Raw genomic sequence first — 19,800 nt, forward strand, 5'->3', positions numbered from 1 at the left:
CGCTTATATCAACTTCAGAATTTAAGATAATATTTAATTTAGTAAATTTGAGTTTTCTAAATGACAGTATAATTATGATTTGCAAAATCTTAATTTATTGTTTATTAATACTAACCTTTATAAATTGTAAAACATTGGAAATAGACAAACAAATGTATAACGGACTTAGAAATGGTTTATATGCAAACATTAAAACCAGTAAGGGAAATATGTTGGTTAAATTCTTTGATCAAGAATCTCCGGTTACTGTCGCTAACTTTATTGGATTGGCTGAAGGTACAATTCCAAACGATGCTAAAAAACCGGGTGAGCCATTTTACGACGGGATCATCTTTCATAGAGTTATTAAAGATTTTATGATTCAAACAGGCGACCCACAAGGAACAGGGATGGGTGGTCCGGGATATAGGTTTGAAGATGAAAAAAACGATTTAAAGCATATCGGAACAGGAATACTTTCTATGGCTAATTCAGGTCCCAACACCAATGGAAGCCAATTTTTTATAACAGAAGTCCCTACTCCGTGGCTGGATGGAAAACATACTATTTTTGGAGAGGTAATTAAAGGTTTGGAAACGGTTAACATTATCGCACGTGTTAAAACCGGTGCTCAAGATAAGCCGATAGACCCTGTAATAATTGAAAAAGTTTCAATTATAACTAAAGGAGACGAATATAAAAATTATGATGCGGCGCAATTTTTTAAGGACAATAAAGATTTAATTTCTAATAGGAATAAAAAGTATTTGGAAGAAAAGCAAAAAGTTATTAATGCAAAGTTGGATGAATTAAAATTAAATATGATTCAAACGTCTAGTGGACTTTTTTATAAAATTGATGAAAAAGGTTCGGGGGCTAAGGCTAAATCGGGAGATACCGTTTCTGTGCATTATGAGGGATCTTTAGTTAATGGAAACGTGTTTGATTCTTCCTTTGCAAGAAATGAGCCTATTGAATTTCCATTAGGCAGAGGAATGGTTATTAAAGGGTGGGAAGAAGGTATTTCACTTTTGAATGAAGGTGATAAAGCCACTTTTTTAATTCCACCCTCATTAGGTTATGGTGCTCAAGGTGCCGGTGGCGGAGTTATTCCTCCGAATGCATGGCTTATTTTTAAAGTCGAGCTTGTAAAAGCTAAATAAAAAAATAAAAATCCGGTTATACGTATAACCGGATTTTTATTTTTTTATTTTATAACCAGTAATCTCAACTATTTTTTACTCATTAGGTGTTTTATTATATATTATGATTGGTTATTTTTTCTAATAAACCTAAAAAAGGGTAGGAAATAAACTACATTCTAAGGCATTTTATAAGTTGAGAACTTTCTATACCTTTATAATTATATTGTTCTTACTTATTTAATAATCATAATATATAGTTTCAGACTCATTTACATAACCTCTAGTAATACTATGAAAATGTTACTGAATTAAATTTTAAAATCTGGAAAATATTGTCTTTTTTTGTTAAATAGTACAACAGTATGAAAATTAATTTACATTTAAATACTCCTGCACTTATCTTTTAAAAACTATTTCCCAAGTAAAATAGTAAATAATTTTTCGAATTCTTAATCATAACTCTTTTTTTAATTAAACTTTAAAAAATTATATAAAAGAATAAACATATAGGTATTTTTCATCATTTAATTAACTAAACTACATACTTATATATTAATTAATACAATTACAATAATGTAATTTAAATCTATTATTTATTAATTTAAAATACACAAAGTATTTATTTTCATATACTTATATCAATAATAAAAAATAATATAAAATTTTATTTATAAATACATAATAATATAAAATAAATTTTTTTAAATTTGACATCATTCCTACCTGTTAAGTAGGAAATATTTTTTAGTGTAATAATTATTTAAATTTTCATGAAAAAAATTTTAACAGGTAAAACTTTTGTAGCGTTTTTTAGTATTTTTTATTCCTTTGTATCTGCACAAACCCTTGTTAAAGGAATAGTGCAAAATGATAAAAAAGAAGAAATAAAAGGAGCTCAAATTCTTGTTGAGGAAAATGGCCTAAAAACAATAACCGACATTCATGGTAAGTATGAAATTACCATTCCGAATGGAATTTATAAATTTATAGTTACCACTCCCGAACAGGACAAAATATCCGAAATTATACCCATTAATAACGAAATACAAAAAATTGTAAATTTTACCATAAAAACTTATACTATAGAAGATGTAGTAGTAACAGGCACGCGGTTAAAACCAAGAATTTTATTGGAATCCCCTACTCCAGTAGATATTATTGATATCAAAAGAATAGCGGAAAATGGTGCACAAGTTAGTGTCAATCAAATTTTAAACTATGTTGCACCATCTTTTACCTCAACTACTCAATCTTTAGGAGGCGGAACAGATATGATTGACCCTATATCATTACGAGGATTGACTCCGGATCAGGTTTTAGTATTAGTTAATGGTAAAAGAAGATATAATTCAGCTTTATTAAATGTTAACGGGACTTTTGGTAAAGGTACTGTAGGTACAGACCTAAATTCTATACCGGTTTCATCTATTGATCGAATAGAAATACTAAGAGATGCAGCTGCTGCTCAGTATGGTAATGATGCGGTTGCGGGGGTGATTAATATTATCCTGAAAAATTCCATTAAAAAATTGAGTGCAACTATTACCGCCGGAGAATATATAAGTAAAAACGAGGCTCAAGGTAAAACTTCAAAGGATGGAGAAACTGTACAGGTGAGTTTAAATTATGGTATACCATTGCATGTAAAAGGACGAGGATATATAAACTTTTCCGCAACTTTTGACAGAAGAAATCCAACCAACAGAGGAGGAATCTATCAAGGATCTATATATCCAGATTATTCAAGTGGTATTACTATAGATAAAACCGATCAATTTCTTGAAAGTACCCATACCAATCGTCGGAATTATAGTCTTATTATAGGCCAATCAGAGGCCATTAACGGTCAATTTGCTTACAATGCTTCTTTACCCTTAAATCATAATACAGAATTATATTCATTTGGAATATTCGGATATAGAAATAGCATTGCATCTCAATTTTACAGATACCCAAATTCTGAAAACAATGTAAAATCCATATATCCTCAAGGCTTTAGACCACAAGCGGAAGTTAGCATTTATGACAGATCAGCCACCGTTGGCGTAAAAGGAACATTCTTGAGTTGGAAAATGGAAATTAGTAATACTTTCGGACAAAATATTTTTAATAATAAAGCTAAAAACACGTTGAATGCTTCTTTAGGTGAAAAGTCTCCGACTACCTTCCAGGGAGGAAAATTACAATTTACACAAAATGTTGTTAATGTAGATATGTCAAAAAAATTTAATTGGCTTTCAGAGTTGGGACTAGCTTGGGGAGGAGAATACAGGTACGAGAAATATCAAATTATTGCGGGAGAAGAAGCATCCTATGCAAATTATGCTATGGGTAGAGAAATAGTCAATGACGATGGCAGTATTTCCATTATACCGGATAGTAAAGGTAATATACCTATAAAATTCGGACCGGATGGTAAACTACCGGTACCGGGAGGGGCTCAAGGAAATACCGGTTTTTCTCCACAAAATGCAACAGATTCCCATAGAAATTCCCTGGCAGCCTATACAGATGCAGAAATCAATTTTAACCAATCTTTCCTGATTGATCTTGCCGGAAGATATGAATATTATAATGAAGTTGGTTCGACCGTTAACGGAAAAATAGCTTTTCGTTATAAATTTTTCAAATATTTTAATGTCAGGGGATCGGGAAGTACAGGATTTCGTGCTCCTTCCTTGCAACAACAATATTATTCCAGTACGGGAACTTCTTATGTAAATGGGAATATGTATGAGGTAGGGACTTTTACTAATGATAGTAAAATAGCCCAACTTCTTGGTATTCCAAAATTAAAGCCTGAAAAATCCAGAAGTCTTAGTGCTGGGCTTTCTGCAAAGGTTGGTAGATTTAATTTTAGTCTTGATGGCTATTTTACTCGAATCAACAATAAGATTGTTTATACCGACCTGTTTAGCGGAGATCCGAACGGATCACCTTCAGAAAAAGAAATCTATCAAATCTTACAACAGGCAGGAGCTCAAAAAGCTCGATTTTTTGCAAATGCCGTCGATACGGAAACTAAAGGTTTAGATGCAGTCCTCTCTTATAGCACTAATATAGGGCGGGGAAAATTGTTTATGGATCTGGCCGGAACTATTTCTTATACACAACAAGTAGGTAACATACATACCTCAAACTTATTAAAGGATAAAAAAGATATCTACTTCAGTAACTCCAGCAAAGTTTATTTAGAAAATGTAATACCAAATCATAAATTCAATATTTCACTTACCTATACTATACAAAAATGGAATTTATTTTTAAGAAATAATTATTTTGGTGGAGTTACGGAACCGTCTAATACAATTTCAAATCAACAATATTATAACCCTAGGTGGATTACCGATGCTTCATTAACCTATAAATTAACAAATTTCTTAAAATTAACTGTGGGCGCAACTAATCTGTTTAATTGCTATCCTGAAAAAATAACCAAAAAAGCTAATAGTAACCAAGGACAATTTGTTTATTCTCGATATGTAAGCCAATTTGGTTTTAATGGTCGTTACGTTTTTACCCGATTAAATTTTAATCTCTAATAGAATCATGAAAAAAATTATTGTAACTTTTAAAATACTTTTCGGATTATATTTATCCGGACAAGTGAATTCGGTTTTAGAACCCAAAGAATTTTTGCAAAAGCTAAAGAGCTCGGATATAGTACTATTAGATGTTCGCACACCTGAAGAATACCAAACCGGACATATTAAAAATGCTATAGATTTAGATTACAGAACCCCAACCTTTAGTGATAAAATACGTAAACTGGATCCTTCCAAAACTTACCTAATTTATTGTAGATCCGGAAGACGTTCTGCTTCGACGGTTGATTCACTTAAAAACCTGGGATTTACCCAATTATATGACCTAAAAGGAGGAATTAATGCATGGAAAAGAGAAAATCTGCCGATTGTTGGAGAGACTAAAGACAAAATATCAAAAGAAGAATTTAAAAAAATGATTTCTTCCGATCACATCGTTCTGATTGATTTTTATGCTCCTTGGTGTGGACCCTGTTTAAAAATGGAACCCATGTTTAAAAGTTTAGCTGAAAAATACCGAAATAAAGTTAAAATTATTAAAATAAACAGCGATGAGAATAGAAATTTAGCTAAACCCTATATCCAAGATGGATTTCCTAAATTAATAGCTTATAAAGACCAAAAAGTGCAATGGGAAAAAGTAGGATTGATTGACGAGGAAGAACTTATACAAAAAATTGAAAAATTATTAAATTAAAGTTTTACTTATGAAAAAATGTTTTCTTATAAATATTTTAATTTTTTCAATTAATATAGGATTTAGCTGTACTACTGCCGTTATATCGGGTAAAGCCACCCCTGATGGAAGACCTTTATTATATAAAAATAGGGATACTACTACGCTTCATAGTCGGATGGTTTATTCCAATCATGGAAAATATTCTTTCATAGGAATGACAAATCCTGATGATAAAGACAATAAAAATATATTGAACGGACATAACAGTGCAGGATTTGCCATCATGAATTCAGACAGTTATAATCTCAATTATCCGGAAATTAAGGAGAACCAAAGACAAGATGGAGAAATAATGAGGCTCGCACTGGAAAGCTGTTCCACCCTCAAAGACTTTGAAAACTTACTTATTCATCTTCCTAAGCCCTTACGCTTAAGTTCTAACTTTGGAGTTATAGATGCTCAAGGAGGTGCTGCTTATTATGAAACAAGCAATCTAGGTTTTGTTAAATACGATGCCAATAACCCTAACATTGCACCTTTAGGATATATTATACGCACCAACTATTCTTTTTCAGGTAAATCTGAAGGTGGTAAAGGATATAGCAGATTCCTTCGTGCACAGGAATTATTATATTCAGCCTCTCTAACTAATTCTCTTACACCGAAATATTTTTTACAAAATGTTTCCAGATCTTTAATTCATGGTTTAACAAAAGTTGATCTGACTAAATATAGTGAGGAATTTTCAGCTTTTAGAGATTTTATTCCTCGTTACTATACCGCATCCGTTGTAGTAATTCAAGGAGTTAAACAAACTGAATCACCTTTGCTAACTACTGCCTGGACTATTTTAGGAACTTCGCTGGGTTCTGTTGCCATACCCTTATGGCTAAATTTCAATAAAATTTTCCCTAAAGTTCTAACTGCTGATTTATACAACACTACTCTAATGGATGAATGGGCCAGTACGATAAAAAAGAAATTATTTCCCATAGAAAAGGGTGAAGGATCAGATTATATCCATGTGCCCACCTTAGTATCAATTATACCGAAACTCATATCAATTGAAAATGCAATAATGGAACAATCGGAACTATTACTCAATGAATGGAGAATTGAAGACAAAATAAATAATAAAGAATTGATTAATTTTTATTCTTGGGTCGATAAATACATCCATGATAAATATTTTCCATTAACCCAATAAAAACTAATAGTTCTACCGATTTAAATATTTTTTTAATACACCTGTTATAAATTTAAATAAGTTTAGTTACTAAATTTTGTACAGGTGTACTTTTTTAATCCTATGAATCTAACCATTTTATAAGTATATAACTAGTATATTTTTTCGATTATGGCAAAAAACATTAAATTTGCTTTCATATCGATATGAAAAATAAACCTACTCAATACGGATTATTATTGGCAGCAATTACGCTTATTTTATTTTTTGCTGTATATTTTTGCTTCATAGGATTTAATTATTATATTATTAGTATTCAAGTTAATTTTTTTGTTCTTCCTGCCCTATATACCTTAGTTTCAATAGTATTATTATATAAACTGACAAATTATAAAAAACTTTCATTTTTAAAGTGTTTGCAATATTCATTTACGACTATGTTTATAGGAGGAACTCTATCTTACCTGCTTATTGCTTTATTTTTCAACTATATTGACCTGAATGCACAACAACTTTTACAGGATCAAGGATTAAATAAAATGTTGGAAAATCTTAATTCCGAATATGAATCGATTCAAAATCCTTCGGAAGAAATTACGTTGAAATATAATGAGTACGTAAATTATCTTAAAGTAAGGATTTCCCGTAATGAATCCTTTTTCACGATTAAAAATTCAAGTATTATTTTAAGTGTATTATACTTTTTTTACTTTATAATATCCGTACTTTTGTCAATATTTTTTAGAACCAGAATATCTAATGCAACTATCTATAGTCATTCCCCTACTCAATGAAGCAGAATCATTGCAAGAATTACTAAATCGAATTCAAGCTGTTTGTGAAAAAGAAGGCTATATTTATGAAATAGTTTTTGTAGATGATGGAAGTACCGATTTATCCTGGAAAATCATTTCCAATTTCAGTCAGCTCTATCCGGAAGTAAAAGGAATTAAATTCGCCAAAAATTACGGAAAATCACAAGCATTAAATGCGGCCTTTAAAGTCGTAAAAGGAGAAGTAATAATTACTATGGATGCTGATTTACAAGATTTTCCTGAAGAAATTCCTGCACTCAGGAAAATGATTATTGAAGATGGATTCGATTTAGTTTCCGGTTGGAAGAAAAAAAGATATGATAATATTTTGACAAAGAATATTCCCTCTAAATTATTTAATAAGGCCGCCCAATTAACTTCAGGCGTAAAACTGCATGATTTCAACAATGGTCTAAAAGCGTATAGGTATGAAGTTGTAAAAGCCATCGATGTACACGGAGATATGCACCGCTATATTCCTGTATTGGCAAAAAACGAAGGATTCACAAAAATAACTGAAAAAGAAGTACCCCATCAAGCGCGACTTTATGGAAAATCAAAATTTGGTGCCAATCGGTTCGTTCGCGGCTTTCTCGATCTGATTACCGTTTGGTTTATGTCCGCCTTTGGAACAAGGCCCATGCACTTTTTTGGTTTTATAGGTACTTTAATGTTTATTATCGGTTTTATTTCATCTGCTTGGTTGGGAATCAATAAACTATTAAAAGTATGGAAAAAAATTCCGGCTCAACTGATAACTAACGATCCTCTATTTTATATAGCTTTAACTATGATGATTTTAGGTACTTTATTATTTATTGCCGGATTTTTAGGAGAATTAATCGTTCAATTAAAACGTGGTAAAAAAGATGATTATACAGTTTCACAATATTTAAATATCAATTAATATGAAAAAATTATTTCATTATAGCGTTTTATCTGTTTTATCTATACTTTTACTTTCTTGTTCACATTCCATTAAAGGAGAAGGTGAAATAACTAATAAGGAAATAAAAATAAGTCCAATCAAGGAAATTTCCGCTAATGGCACATTTAGGCTTATTTATTTATTCGATGGCAATAATCCGAGGATTGTGATTGAATCGTATAAGAACTTAATCCAAAATTTAAAAATTGAAAATTCGGATGGAAAATTAACCCTATCAGAAACTAACAATGTCAAAGATTCTGATCTCTATAATATTTATATTTACAATCCACAAATTGAAAAATTTGATATACATAATTTGGTAAATGTTGATATAAACTCTCAACTAAGAGTTTCAAAATTAACAATTAATTTATACGATGTTTCCAAATTTTTAGCCAATACTATAGTTGTAGATGAACTAAATGTGAATGTAAACGATGTTGCCGGGATTAGCTTAAAAGGAACAAGCAATGCGTTAAATTTAACTGCTGAAGATACAAGCAATTTTATGGCTCCATTCCTGGAAGTTTCTGAAGCAAATATTGAGCTTTCCGATGTTGCTAAGGCAGAAATAAATGTTAAAAGCAAATTGACAGGTAAAATATCTGACAATTCGAGCTTAACTGTCATTGGTAATCCGGCTAAGGACATCCAACAAAAAGACTTAGCTGTTATAAATTTTAAATAATTATAAAATTAACATTTTTATTATATGAATTCATTAGAAATTGCGAAAACATGGCTGCTGCCTCCTTTTGATGAAGAAACTCAAAAGGCTGTACAAAACTTAATTAATTCTAATCCCAAAGAACTGGATGATGCTTTTTATAAAAATCTCGAATTTGGTACGGGAGGTATGCGTGGAATTATGGGTATAGGTACAAATCGGTTAAATAAATATACATACGGTCAAGCTACACAAGGTTTAGCAAACTACCTGCATAAACAATTTCAGGATAAAAAAATTACAGTAGCCATAGCATTTGATGTGAGACATAATAGTGATACTTTTGCTAAGTTGGTAGCTGATGTTCTTACAGCTAATGGAATATATGTTTATCTATATAAAGAATTCCGTCCAACGCCGGAACTATCCTTCACGGTACGCAACTTAAAATGCGATGCGGGGATTGTATTGACAGCATCTCATAATCCACCTGAATATAATGGCTATAAAGTGTATTGGAATGACGGTGCACAAATCGTTCCTCCACATGATTCAGCAATTATAAAAGAAGTACGCTCGGTTGAATTTTCTGATATTAAATTTAACGGTGATGATTCCAAAATTACTTATTTAGGTGCTGAAGACGATAAAAAATTTATTGATGCCGCGGTTGAAAATACTTCTTATTTAAAAGGTAAAAAAGATTTAAAAATCGTTTATACCTCCTTACATGGAACTTCCATAAAAATTTTACCCGATGCATTAGCTCAAGCTGGATTTAAAAATGTATTTATCGTACCGGAACAAAAAAATCCTGATGGAGATTTTCCTACCGTAAAATCACCGAATCCTGAAGAGCCTGAGGCGTTATCATTAGCTTTAAAATATGCTGAGGAACAAAACGCAGATATCGTTTTTGGTACAGACCCTGATGCAGACAGATTAGGAGTAGCCGTACGCGGGTTAGACGGTAGATTAGTACTTTTAAATGGTAATCAAACTAATACTGTCATTACAGATTATATTTTAGGAAAATGGAAAGAAAACGGTAAAATTGACGGTAAGCAATTTATTGGTTCTACTATTGTTACTTCTGACATATTTTTCCCTTTAGCAAACCATTATGGAGTAAAATGTAAAGTGGGTTTAACCGGATTTAAATGGATTGCAGACTTAATCAGAAAGGCTGAAGGAAAAGAAAAATTTATTTGTGGAGGTGAAGAGAGCTTCGGTTTTATGCCAAGCGACTTTGTTCGTGATAAAGATTCTATCTCATCAATTTTGGTTGCTTGTGAGGCTGCCCAGGAAGCTAAAAATGAAGGAAAAACCTTATTTGATAAGCTGATCGAAGTATACAGTAAAGTGGGTTACTACTATGAAGAATTAGTTTCAATCGTTAAAAAAGGTAAAGATGGAGCAGAGCAAATAGCTAAGATGATGGAAGAATTCAGAAGTAATCCACCTAAAGAATTAGTTGGAGAAAAAATAGTTAAACTAGATGATTATCAATCTTCAACTTCTTTAAATTTGATTACCGGTCAAAAAACTACGATCGATATTCCAAAATCGAATGTTTTAATTTTCTTCACAGATAAAGGCACTAAATTAGCTTGTCGACCTTCAGGCACTGAGCCAAAAATTAAATTCTATTTTTCTGTGCAAGACACTTTATCATCCAGTGATGAATTTGAAAACAAATTAAGCCATGCAAAAAATAAAATTAGAAAAATTAAAGAATTTTTAGAAAAATAATTATACAAGTAAAAAAAATTCCGATATAGTATCGGAATTTTTTTTACAATTATTTTTGTTTTTTTGTAAACTAAAAATTATTGATTATTGAATGAAAAATGATTGTTAATTTAATTCATAAAAGTTTCTCCAGGATTTTACCTATTTAAAACAATCCTTCAACAGAAAAATATCTTTCTCCAGTATCGTAGTTGAAAGTCAATATGCTTGAGTTGAAAGGCAATTGTAATTCTTGAATTTTTTTAGCCACTGCCGCTAAAGATGCACCGGTGGATATTCCTCCTAGAATTCCCTCTTTTTTAGCCAAAAGCTTTACATAATTAAAAGCTTCGTCTTTTGTAATTTGTATTGAACCATCAAGTATTTTAGTATCCAGAGTTTCAGGTATAAATCCGGCTCCTATTCCCTGAATAGCATGAGGACCCGGAGTTCCTCCTTCAATTACAGGAGACTCAGTGGGCTCCACTGCATATATTTTTACGGAAGGAAATTTTTGTTTCAGCACTTCACCCACTCCGGTAATATGTCCGCCAGTACCCACTCCGGTGATTAGAATATCAATTCCATTAGGAAAATCTTGAATAATCTCTTCAGCAGTAGTTTGTGCATGTATTCTAGGATTAGCTTGATTTTTAAATTGTTGAGGAACAAAGGAATTAGGTGTATTTTTTTGTAATTCTTCTGCCTTTTCAATAGCTCCTTTCATTCCTTTTTCTCTAGGTGTTAAAACTAATTCTGCACCATAGGCGGCGGCAAGTCTTCTTCGTTCAATTGACATGGATTCCGGCATAACCAATGTTACTTTATAACCTTTAACCGTTCCAACCCACGCCAACCCCACTCCTGTATTGCCTGAAGTAGGTTCTATAATAGTTCCCCCTGGCTTTAGAATTCCTTTTTTCTCAGCATCTTCTATCATTGCCAAGGCAATTCTGTCCTTAATGCTTCCTCCGGGATTTTGCTTTTCTAATTTAATATACACTTCATGATCGGGAAATATTTTTTGTAATCTCACATGAGGAGTATTTCCAATTGCTTCTAATATAGTATTAATTTTCATGACGATACGCTTTTGAAGTTTTATGGTTAATAAATATTTTTAAATTACGTAATTAATGGGTTCTTTAAAATTCTTAACAGTTTTAATTTTCATGTCCGAAGAATAATAAACCAACGTATAAGGAAGTATTGATTTCGTAAGCCATACATTTCCTCCAATTATCGAATCATGCCCTATGACAGTATCTCCACCTAGAATAGTAGCCCCTGCATAGATTACCACATTATTTTCAACAGTGGGATGTCTTTTAACTTTAGAAAGATTCTTAGTTACATATAAAGCTCCTAAAGTCACTCCCTGATAAATTTTAACATGATTTCCAATAATGGTAGTTTCTCCAATAACTGTTCCTGTACCGTGATCTAAAAAAAAACTTTCTCCTATCTGTGCTCCGGGATGTATATCAATTCCTACTTTAGCGTGTGCATATTCTGAGAAAATACGAGGTATAATAGGCACCTCAAGCCTATGAAACTCATGTGCAATACGATAAGCAGCTAAGGCAAAAAAACCGGGATATGCTAAAACGACTTCTTCCAAAGAATCTGCCGCCGGATCATTTTCATAAAATGCTTGGGCATCTTTATACAGTTTTTCTTGTATTAGAGGAATTTTATTGAAAAAATTATTTACTATTGATTCAGCAGCGATGGAATTCATAATTATAGAAATATTATCCAATAAGATTTTATAAACAGTTTTGAGCTCCTGTGCTATTTTATGACGATTTTTTCTATCACAGACCGGAAACATTCTTGAAAATAATACTTTTATTACATGCTCTAGTTCTTTTTTATTTATAGGCAAACAAATTGGGTAAAGTTCAAGTCTATCTATAATCTCGTTTATTTTCTTTTTCATAACTATTCTTGAATTATAGTTGATTTATGCAGGAGAATCTTAAATAAATCTTTGTTTCTTACTATCTATTGCGATAAACAAATCTATAAAAATATTTTTAAACCCTAATTTATTATTAATAATTTTAAAACATGGTCAAATAACAGACCAATATAGTATTAATAAATAAAATATAAATTAAGAAATATTATCTGATATATTACTTATCTTATTACGATTAAAAATAAATTTTTGTATATTTTAATAACTTGTAATTGACATATTCATTGAAGTAAAAAAAAGACCTATTTCTAAATAAATAGGTCTTTTTTTTTATAATAATTACGATTTATCTTATTTTAATAAATCTTTCATTTTTTGTTGCTCTTCTCCTGCCAGATATTCATCTACTAGAATTTTACCACTATGCTCATCCAAAATAATTTTTTTTCTGGAAGCAATTTCAACTTGTTTTTGCGGAGGTACAGTAAAGAAAGACCCTACCACTGCACCTCGATCGATGCTGGTAATAGCTAATCCATTTTTAGAGCTTTTTCTTATACGATGATAATTATTTAATAACCTTTCATCGATTTTAGAAGCAAATTCTTCCGATTTTTCTAACAAAAAATTCTCTTCCTTTTCTGTTTCTTTAATCAAATTGGATAATTCGGAATTCTTAAATTTAAGATGTTCTTGAAAATTAGATAATTTAGTACGTTGCTCTTCTATCTGAGATTTTTTAAATTCAATTTTAGCATTAATTTCTTTTATTTTTTTATTTTGTAATTGAATTTCCAGCTCCTGATATTCAATTTCTTTAGTTAATGCTTCAAATTCCCGATTGTTACGTACATTATCTTGCTGTACTTTATATTTTTTTATTTGAGCCTCTGAATTTTTATTTAATTCATTTTTTACTTTAATCTCATTATTTAAATGAATCACTTCATCTTCTATTTTCCCTATTCGTTTTTCCAAACCAGCTATATCGTTTTCTAAATCTTCCACCTCAATAGGTAACTCTCCTCTTAAATTTCTCAATTCATCCAGGCGAGAATCTATGATTTGTAAATCATATAATGCTCTCAATTTTTCTTCAACAGTAGTACTATCTGCTTTTTTCTTTATCATAGGGTTGATTAAAATTATTTTAGAATTTATTTTTATATCATATTAGAGTTTACAAAGTTACTAAATTTTATAATATGTTTCAATATAATGAAACATTTGCTCTCCATACATTACATTCAAGAGTTATATTAATTTTATAATTTAATATATATAGTAATTATTTTATATTAAAATATCGTTTATTAAAAAAATTTAGTATGTATACTTATATTCTTTTAATAATAGTTGATTAATCAAACAGTTATATGTTTATATTAAAAAAAGATTAATCGTGACAATTATAGAAAAAAATTAAGAATAATAATCTATTCATAATAATAATTTATCGGATTCGTATTAATTTTTGATATCAAAATAACGGTATTATTAATTTTTTCAGATAAATAATCATGTATTAAGTTTTTAGTGAATTGTTCACTTTCATAATGTCCTATATCAGCAATAAGAATTTTACTTTCGGCTTGGAAAAATTCATGATATTTAATATCTGCTGTAATAAATACATCCGCACCAGCTTCTAATGCATTTTTTATCGCAAAGCTACCTGCCCCACCCAAAACAGCTATTTTTTTTACCAATCTATTTCTCAGTTTAGTATGGCGTATACATGGAGTTGATAATTTTTTTTTAAGAAACGATAAAAATTTTTCTTCAGTTACTGGGGTTTCCAATTCCCCTATTCTTCCCATTCCTAAATCTTGATTGGGATTATCCAGAGTAAAAATTTCATAAGCTATTTCTTCGTAAGGATGTGAGCTTCTCAACGCCGTAAGTATGGCTGTTTGTTTAAAGTCTTCAAATGTGACACTTACCATTACTTCTTGTACTTCTTCAACCACATTTATTTGACCTATAAAAGGATTGGTATTTTCTGTAGGTAAAAATGTTCCGGTACCTTCTACTCGGAAGCTGCAATTTTTGTAATTCCCGATCTCTCCTGCTCCGGCTTTAAATAAAGCCTGTTGTACTTCGGCAAAATGCGTTAAAGGTATGAATGTTTGCAGCTTTTTTATACTTTTAGTTTTGGGTATTAATGGTCTGCTGTTTTTAATATGCAAACGCTTACATATTTCAAAATTAACTCCTTCTTTAGCTATATCTAAATTAGTATGAATGGCATAGATAGCTATATCATTTTTAATGGCTTTAATAAGTGCTTTTTCGACGTAATTTTTACCGGTAATTGACTTCATACCCGAAAAAATTATGGGATGAAAAGTAACAATCATATTACATTTATTTTGGATTGCTTCATCTACCACTTCTTCAAGACAATCCAGGGTAACTAAAATGCTCGATATTTCTGTCTGAAGGTCTCCAACTAATAAGCCTACATTATCGAAGCTCTCTGCATTTGATTCAGGCGCCAGTTGTTTTAAAAGTTCTGTGACATCTGCTACTTTCATATTTTATATAATTTTCTTATCAAAGTTAAGATTAAAAAAATAAGCCTAATGTTAAAAACAATAAAAAAACTGATAGTTAAACTATCAGTTTTTTAGTTTTATATTTACTTAATAAAATATATTATTCTTCAGCAGAAATTCCGTCAGAAACTACATCGAAAGAATAGTCATATTCAACTGTTCTGTGTAAACGAATTTTAGCTGAATATTTCCCTAATCTTTTAATAGTATTTCCAGGAATTTTTATGTATTTTTTATCTATATTTACTCCTGCTTTTGTCAATGCTTCTGCTAAGTCTGAATTATTGATAGAACCAAATAATTTATCTCCGGCACCCACCTTTGCGGGAATAGAAACTACTACTTCTTTTAGTTTAGCAACAATATCCTTAGCTGCTTTAACTTGAGCTGCTTCTTCTGCTTCTCTTTCTTTTAAAGTAGCTTCTAATGCTGCTTTATTTTTAGGTGTTGCCAGCAAAGCAAATCCTTTAGGTATTAAATAATTACGAGCATAACCCGGTTTTACATTAACCACGTCAAACTCTAATCCTAAATTTTCAACGTCTTGTTTAAGAATTACTTCCATGATCTCTTTTTTCTTTAAATTAAGGTTTTAATTGATCTCCAACATATGGCAATAATGCTAAATGTCTTGCTCTTTTAATTGCTTGAGATACTTTTCTCTGAAATTTTAAAGAGGTACCGGTAAGTCTTCTTGGAAGAATTTTACCTTGTTCATTCACAAACTTCAATAAGAAATCAGGATCTTTATAATCAACGTATTTTATACCGTATTTTTTAAAACGGCAATATTTTTTTTCTGTCTTAGTCTCAATATCTAATTGACTTAAGAATTTTACTTCACTGACATTTCCTCCTGCTGCCTGTTTTGCTAATTCATCAATTGCCATGTCTTATTTTTTTAATGATTTAACTTTTTCTTCTCTTTTTCTAGCCCATTCTACTCCGTGCTTATCTAATTTCACAGTTAAGAATCTTAATACTCTTTCATCTCTCTTAAATGCTAATTCTAACGTATTAACAATTTCACCGGGAGCTTGAAACTCTATCAGATTGTAAAATCCATTTCTCTTTAATTGAATTGGATATGCTAATTTTTTTAATCCCCAGTTTTCCTGGTTTACAATAGTTGCATTGTTTTCTTTGAGTAAAGTCTCAAATGATTTAACTGCTTCCTCCACCTGAGAATCAGACAGAACGGGAGTTAAAATGAAAACAGTTTCGTAATGATTCATTGATCAAAATTTTTTAATTGTTTTTTTCGAAATGCAAATGTATAGATTTTTATTGATTTACCAAAATCAAATGGAGTAAATGATAATATAATTAAAAAAAAGAAATATATTTTTTAAAGATATTTAGTTGCATTATATTTTTTCGACAAACTAACTAAACCATAATCATTTTTTATGATCAATGTATAAATAAATAGCTTCTTTAATCAGCTCTTTTTCAACAGAAATGTCATAAACAGCTCGTCCTATTTTTTCCAACAAAACAAATTTAATTTCATTGTTAATATTCTTTTTATCGTTTTGCATAAATAAAAAAATATCATCAAAATATTCTTTCTTCAGATTTAATTTGGGAAACAAAGAAAAAATATATGGCTTGATCTCCTCATGTTCAGAATAAGAAAGAAGACCTTTTTTCATAGATATGTAACTTTCTACTATAATTCCCATGGCTACTCCCTCTCCATGTAAAATAGGAGAATTATTTTCTAAAAAGAAACTTTCCACTGCATGACCAACAGTATGACCAAAATTCAATATTTTCCTTACTCCTGTTTCAGTAAAATCATTAGTAACTATTGCCTTTTTTATTTCGATACTGATTTTTATTAATGATTCCAGATTTTCAGGTGTAATTTCATCTATTTGAATTATTTTCCTCCAGTATTCTTTATCAGCTATTAATCCGTGTTTTATTATTTCTGCAAATCCGCTTAAAATTTGCTCTTTAGAAAGAGTGCTTAGAAAACCAACATCAACATGAACTAATTGAGGTAAAACAAAATTTCCAATTTGATTTTTATGACTACCTAAATCAACGCCAGTCTTTCCTCCAATAGATGCGTCTACCATTGCTAAAAGCGTGGTTGGTATATTTATGAAATGAATTCCTCTCTTATAACAGTTTGCTATAAATCCTCCCATATCTGTAAGCACCCCGCCTCCCACATTTATGAATAAAGCTTTTCTATCTATTTTCAGTTCTGTTAATGCCTCCCATAGATTTAAACATGTATACAAATTTTTATTATTTTCTCCCGATTCAATTTCTAAAATTTCAATTTCAGCAGGACTTTCAATTTCAGTTATAATTTTTGGATAGCATAGCTCATGAGTATTTTCATCAACCAAAAAAACTATTTTAGAAGGTTTATTACTAAGAATATATTTATTAATTTCTTTTATTCCTTCATCTCCATAATATATGGGATTTATAAAATTCTGATTCATTTAAATTGACGAGTTAGTTGTTCCTTCTGTTGTTTCCTAAAAGTATCATGACAAAATAAATCAATTGAGCTAAAGAACCTAAAGCAGATACTAAATAAGTTCTGGCTGCCCATTTTAGAGCATCTTTACATTCATCATGCTCACTTGGTTGAACTACATGATTATTTTCCAACCATTTTAATGCTCTATTACTGGCATCATATTCCACGGGTAAGGTTATAAATGCGAAAAGTGTTGTTATGGCAAATAACCCTACCCCAATTCCTAATACTAAGGTATTACCGGAAAACGCCATAATGGCTATTCCTGCTAATAATACCCATTGTAAGAGATTGGAGCTGATGCTTACTATGGGTACTAACTGGGAACGTAATTGTAACATAGAATATCCAACGGCATGTTGAACAGCATGTCCGCATTCATGTGCGGCAACTGCAGCTGCTGCCGTGGATCTTTGATTATAAACACCTTCAGATAAATTAACGGTTTTATTGGCCGGATTGTAATGATCTGTCAACATTCCGGGAGTTGATATAACTTGAACATCGGTTATCCCATTATCTCGTAACATTTTTTCTGCAATTTCTTTACCGCTCATCCCGTTAGATAACCTAGTCTGGGAATATTTTTCAAATTTTGATTTTAATTGCCCTTGAACAATCATACTTACTATGAAAATAATTGCTGTAATTAATAAATAAATCGGATCGTTTACCATAATTGTTTAAATTCTTATTAGACTTATTATTTTTGCAAATTTTAAAATTAATTTATACTAAGTATATTTGCTAAAATTATAAATTTTTAGTTGTAAAACCAAAAAGACTTGTAAATCAAACATTGCATGAACAAAATTATAATTAACGAGGTTACCACTAAATCAGATTTAAAAAATTTTGTAACATTTCCCAATAAACTTTATAAGAATAATCCTTATTATGTCCCCGCGCTTATTTCAGAAGAAATGGCAATTTTCGATGAAAATAAAAATCCTGTTTTCGAATTTTCAGTTTGTAAAAAATATCTTGCCTATAAGAATAATGAAATTGTAGGAAGAATTGCGTTGATTATTAATAAAAACGAAGAAAAATGTTTAGGCATAAAAAAATTACGATTCGGATGGTTTGATGTTATCGACGATCTTGAAATTACACGTAAACTCCTGGATAAAGCTTATGAAATGGCTAAGGGAAATGATATTCATCTAATTGAGGGACCGGTTGGTTTCACCAATCTTGATAAAGCAGGATTTTTAAGTAAAGGATACGATAAATTAGCTACTATGATCGGCATTTATAATTTTCCTTATTATCATGATCATTTTAAGAAATTAGAATTTACTGAATCGAATGAATGGGTAGAATTTTATATTGAAGTGGTTAAACAACTGCCTGATAAGGTCATTAGATTTTCAGAATTATTAAAACAAAAATATAAGCTAAAATCTTTACAGTTTAAATCTAAAGACGAATTAATGGATCGTGCAGACGAAATTTTTCAATTATTAGATGATACGTATAAAATTTTACCTACTTATGTGCCTTTTTCTGAGAAACAAATAAAATATTATAAAGAAAAATATATTCCTTTTATTAATAAGGATTATGTCATCTGCATTACAGATGAAAGTAATAAATTAGTTGGATTTGCCATAACCATGCCATCGTATTCTATAGCTCTACAAAAAGCCAAGGGTAAATTATTTCCTTTGGGTTGGTATCATTTATTTAGAGCTTCCAAAAATAATGAATGGGCGAATTTTTATTTAATAGGAATTCATCCCGATTATCAAAAGAAAGGAATTACTGCTATAGTTTTAAAAGAATTCTTTGATTTATTTAACAATAAAGGAGTTAAATATTTGGAAACAAATCCGGAATTGGCCGATAATAAAAGTATTCAATTACTATGGAAAGATTATAACCCCATCAATCATAAAAGAAGAAAAACATATTATAAAACTATTTGAAATTCTCTGTCTTCATCTTTCTTATAAATGTGGAAGAATTTTTTAACGTGTAATATTTATTAATAAATTCTCTTCCTATACGTATATTAATTACTTAAATAATTTAACTTTAATAGGATGTATAGAGAAGGTATACATTCTTTATAATTAACTATATAGTTAATTAATTGACTCATATAATTATAATAATTCTATTTAATTCATTG

General features: G+C 30.3%; 18 protein-coding genes. 9 read left to right on the forward strand and 9 right to left on the reverse strand.

All coding sequences use genetic code 11. The annotated features are described in order from the left end of the window. Nucleotides 1–74 precede the first annotated feature (74 nt). From ASC36_RS07910 to ASC36_RS07945, 8 genes are all read left to right on the forward strand, one after another. Entirely contained in the window at nucleotides 75–1,142 is a 1,068-nt protein-coding gene (locus ASC36_RS07910) for a peptidylprolyl isomerase (RefSeq protein WP_055425959.1), read from the forward strand. Between the two features lie 752 nt (nucleotides 1,143–1,894). Next, nucleotides 1,895–4,666: a TonB-dependent receptor gene (locus tag ASC36_RS07915; RefSeq protein ID WP_055425960.1), complete on the forward strand. Its 2,772-nt coding sequence runs from the start codon at nucleotides 1,895–1,897 to the stop codon at nucleotides 4,664–4,666. 7 nt (nucleotides 4,667–4,673) lie between these two features. Then, complete coding sequence (locus tag ASC36_RS07920) at nucleotides 4,674–5,366, forward strand: thioredoxin domain-containing protein (protein ID WP_055425961.1); 693 nt, start codon at nucleotides 4,674–4,676, stop codon at nucleotides 5,364–5,366. A 10-nt stretch (nucleotides 5,367–5,376) separates the two neighbouring features. Next, nucleotides 5,377–6,555, forward strand: a complete 1,179-nt coding sequence (locus ASC36_RS07925) for a carcinine hydrolase/isopenicillin-N N-acyltransferase family protein (RefSeq protein ID WP_055425962.1) — start codon at nucleotides 5,377–5,379, stop codon at nucleotides 6,553–6,555. A gap of 185 nt (nucleotides 6,556–6,740) precedes the next feature. Next, entirely contained in the window at nucleotides 6,741–7,328 is a 588-nt protein-coding gene (locus tag ASC36_RS07930) for a DUF4199 family protein (RefSeq protein ID WP_055425963.1), read from the forward strand. Next, nucleotides 7,294–8,256: a glycosyltransferase family 2 protein gene (locus ASC36_RS07935; protein ID WP_055425964.1), complete on the forward strand. Its 963-nt coding sequence runs from the start codon at nucleotides 7,294–7,296 to the stop codon at nucleotides 8,254–8,256. The genes ASC36_RS07930 and ASC36_RS07935 overlap by 35 nt, the downstream gene beginning before the upstream one ends. Nucleotide 8,257: 1 nt before the next feature. Further along, nucleotides 8,258–8,968, forward strand: coding sequence for a GIN domain-containing protein (locus tag ASC36_RS07940; protein ID WP_055425965.1), 711 nt, complete (start codon nucleotides 8,258–8,260; stop codon nucleotides 8,966–8,968). A gap of 24 nt (nucleotides 8,969–8,992) precedes the next feature. Further along, on the forward strand, nucleotides 8,993–10,699 hold the full coding sequence (locus tag ASC36_RS07945; protein WP_055425966.1) for a phospho-sugar mutase: 1,707 nt from the start codon (nucleotides 8,993–8,995) through the stop codon (nucleotides 10,697–10,699). Nucleotides 10,700–10,844: 145 nt separating this feature from the next. On the opposite strand, the gene cysK is transcribed toward ASC36_RS07945, so the two are convergent. From cysK to ASC36_RS07990, 9 genes are all read right to left on the reverse strand, one after another. Beyond that, the gene (gene cysK / locus ASC36_RS07950; protein WP_055425967.1) at nucleotides 10,845–11,759 is read right to left on the reverse strand and encodes a cysteine synthase A; all 915 of its coding nucleotides are present in this window, start codon (nucleotides 11,757–11,759) and stop codon (nucleotides 10,845–10,847) included. Between the two features lie 39 nt (nucleotides 11,760–11,798). Further along, nucleotides 11,799–12,620, reverse strand: a complete 822-nt coding sequence (locus ASC36_RS07955) for a serine O-acetyltransferase (RefSeq protein WP_055425968.1) — start codon at nucleotides 12,618–12,620, stop codon at nucleotides 11,799–11,801. Between the two features lie 333 nt (nucleotides 12,621–12,953). Beyond that, nucleotides 12,954–13,730 carry a zinc ribbon domain-containing protein gene (locus ASC36_RS07960; RefSeq protein WP_141656235.1) on the reverse strand — a complete coding sequence of 259 codons (777 nt, stop codon included), beginning with the start codon at nucleotides 13,728–13,730 and terminating at the stop codon, nucleotides 12,954–12,956. 308 nt (nucleotides 13,731–14,038) lie between these two features. Further along, on the reverse strand, nucleotides 14,039–15,139 hold the full coding sequence (locus ASC36_RS07965) for a Nif3-like dinuclear metal center hexameric protein (RefSeq protein ID WP_055425970.1): 1,101 nt from the start codon (nucleotides 15,137–15,139) through the stop codon (nucleotides 14,039–14,041). A gap of 121 nt (nucleotides 15,140–15,260) precedes the next feature. Continuing rightward, entirely contained in the window at nucleotides 15,261–15,725 is a 465-nt protein-coding gene (rplI, locus tag ASC36_RS07970) for a 50S ribosomal protein L9 (protein WP_055425971.1), read from the reverse strand. 19 nt (nucleotides 15,726–15,744) lie between these two features. Then, nucleotides 15,745–16,050 (reverse strand): 30S ribosomal protein S18, encoded by a 306-nt coding sequence (rpsR, locus tag ASC36_RS07975; protein ID WP_055425972.1) that lies wholly within the window; start codon nucleotides 16,048–16,050, stop codon nucleotides 15,745–15,747. A gap of 3 nt (nucleotides 16,051–16,053) precedes the next feature. Then, nucleotides 16,054–16,395: a 30S ribosomal protein S6 gene (rpsF, locus tag ASC36_RS07980; protein ID WP_055425973.1), complete on the reverse strand. Its 342-nt coding sequence runs from the start codon at nucleotides 16,393–16,395 to the stop codon at nucleotides 16,054–16,056. A 165-nt stretch (nucleotides 16,396–16,560) separates the two neighbouring features. After that, nucleotides 16,561–17,625: a 3-dehydroquinate synthase gene (aroB, locus tag ASC36_RS07985; RefSeq protein ID WP_055425974.1), complete on the reverse strand. Its 1,065-nt coding sequence runs from the start codon at nucleotides 17,623–17,625 to the stop codon at nucleotides 16,561–16,563. 13 nt (nucleotides 17,626–17,638) lie between these two features. Continuing rightward, a complete protein-coding gene (locus ASC36_RS07990; RefSeq protein WP_055425975.1) occupies nucleotides 17,639–18,343 on the reverse strand; it encodes a zinc metallopeptidase in 705 nt (234 codons plus the stop codon). 126 nt (nucleotides 18,344–18,469) lie between these two features. Between ASC36_RS07990 and ASC36_RS07995 the strand changes: the two genes are divergently transcribed. Continuing rightward, complete coding sequence (locus ASC36_RS07995; protein WP_055425976.1) at nucleotides 18,470–19,594, forward strand: GNAT family N-acetyltransferase; 1,125 nt, start codon at nucleotides 18,470–18,472, stop codon at nucleotides 19,592–19,594. Nucleotides 19,595–19,800 lie beyond the last annotated feature (206 nt).

Origin of the sequence: Apibacter mensalis (assembly GCF_001418685.1) — a bacterium.
In the GTDB taxonomy this organism is placed as follows: Bacteria; Bacteroidota; Bacteroidia; order Flavobacteriales; family Weeksellaceae; genus Apibacter; species Apibacter mensalis.

Bases quoted from the DNA above. Each gene is read 5' to 3' on its own strand.
- ASC36_RS07955 (WP_055425968.1), bottom strand. From the start codon at position 12,620: ATGAAAAAGAAAATAAACGAGATTATAGATAGACTTGAACTTTACCCA.
- cysK (WP_055425967.1), bottom strand. From the start codon at position 11,759: ATGAAAATTAATACTATATTAGAAGCAATTGGAAATACTCCTCATGTG.
- ASC36_RS07910 (WP_055425959.1), top strand. From the start codon at position 75: ATGATTTGCAAAATCTTAATTTATTGTTTATTAATACTAACCTTTATA.
- ASC36_RS07995 (WP_055425976.1), top strand. From the start codon at position 18,470: ATGAACAAAATTATAATTAACGAGGTTACCACTAAATCAGATTTAAAA.
- ASC36_RS07965 (WP_055425970.1), bottom strand. From the start codon at position 15,139: ATGAAAGTAGCAGATGTCACAGAACTTTTAAAACAACTGGCGCCTGAA.
- ASC36_RS07930 (WP_055425963.1), top strand. From the start codon at position 6,741: ATGAAAAATAAACCTACTCAATACGGATTATTATTGGCAGCAATTACG.
- ASC36_RS07940 (WP_055425965.1), top strand. From the start codon at position 8,258: ATGAAAAAATTATTTCATTATAGCGTTTTATCTGTTTTATCTATACTT.
- aroB (WP_055425974.1), bottom strand. From the start codon at position 17,625: ATGAATCAGAATTTTATAAATCCCATATATTATGGAGATGAAGGAATA.
- ASC36_RS07920 (WP_055425961.1), top strand. From the start codon at position 4,674: ATGAAAAAAATTATTGTAACTTTTAAAATACTTTTCGGATTATATTTA.
- rpsR (WP_055425972.1), bottom strand. From the start codon at position 16,050: ATGGCAATTGATGAATTAGCAAAACAGGCAGCAGGAGGAAATGTCAGT.
- ASC36_RS07925 (WP_055425962.1), top strand. From the start codon at position 5,377: ATGAAAAAATGTTTTCTTATAAATATTTTAATTTTTTCAATTAATATA.
- rpsF (WP_055425973.1), bottom strand. From the start codon at position 16,395: ATGAATCATTACGAAACTGTTTTCATTTTAACTCCCGTTCTGTCTGAT.
- rplI (WP_055425971.1), bottom strand. From the start codon at position 15,725: ATGGAAGTAATTCTTAAACAAGACGTTGAAAATTTAGGATTAGAGTTT.
- ASC36_RS07915 (WP_055425960.1), top strand. From the start codon at position 1,895: ATGAAAAAAATTTTAACAGGTAAAACTTTTGTAGCGTTTTTTAGTATT.
- ASC36_RS07935 (WP_055425964.1), top strand. From the start codon at position 7,294: ATGCAACTATCTATAGTCATTCCCCTACTCAATGAAGCAGAATCATTG.
- ASC36_RS07990 (WP_055425975.1), bottom strand. From the start codon at position 18,343: ATGGTAAACGATCCGATTTATTTATTAATTACAGCAATTATTTTCATA.
- ASC36_RS07945 (WP_055425966.1), top strand. From the start codon at position 8,993: ATGAATTCATTAGAAATTGCGAAAACATGGCTGCTGCCTCCTTTTGAT.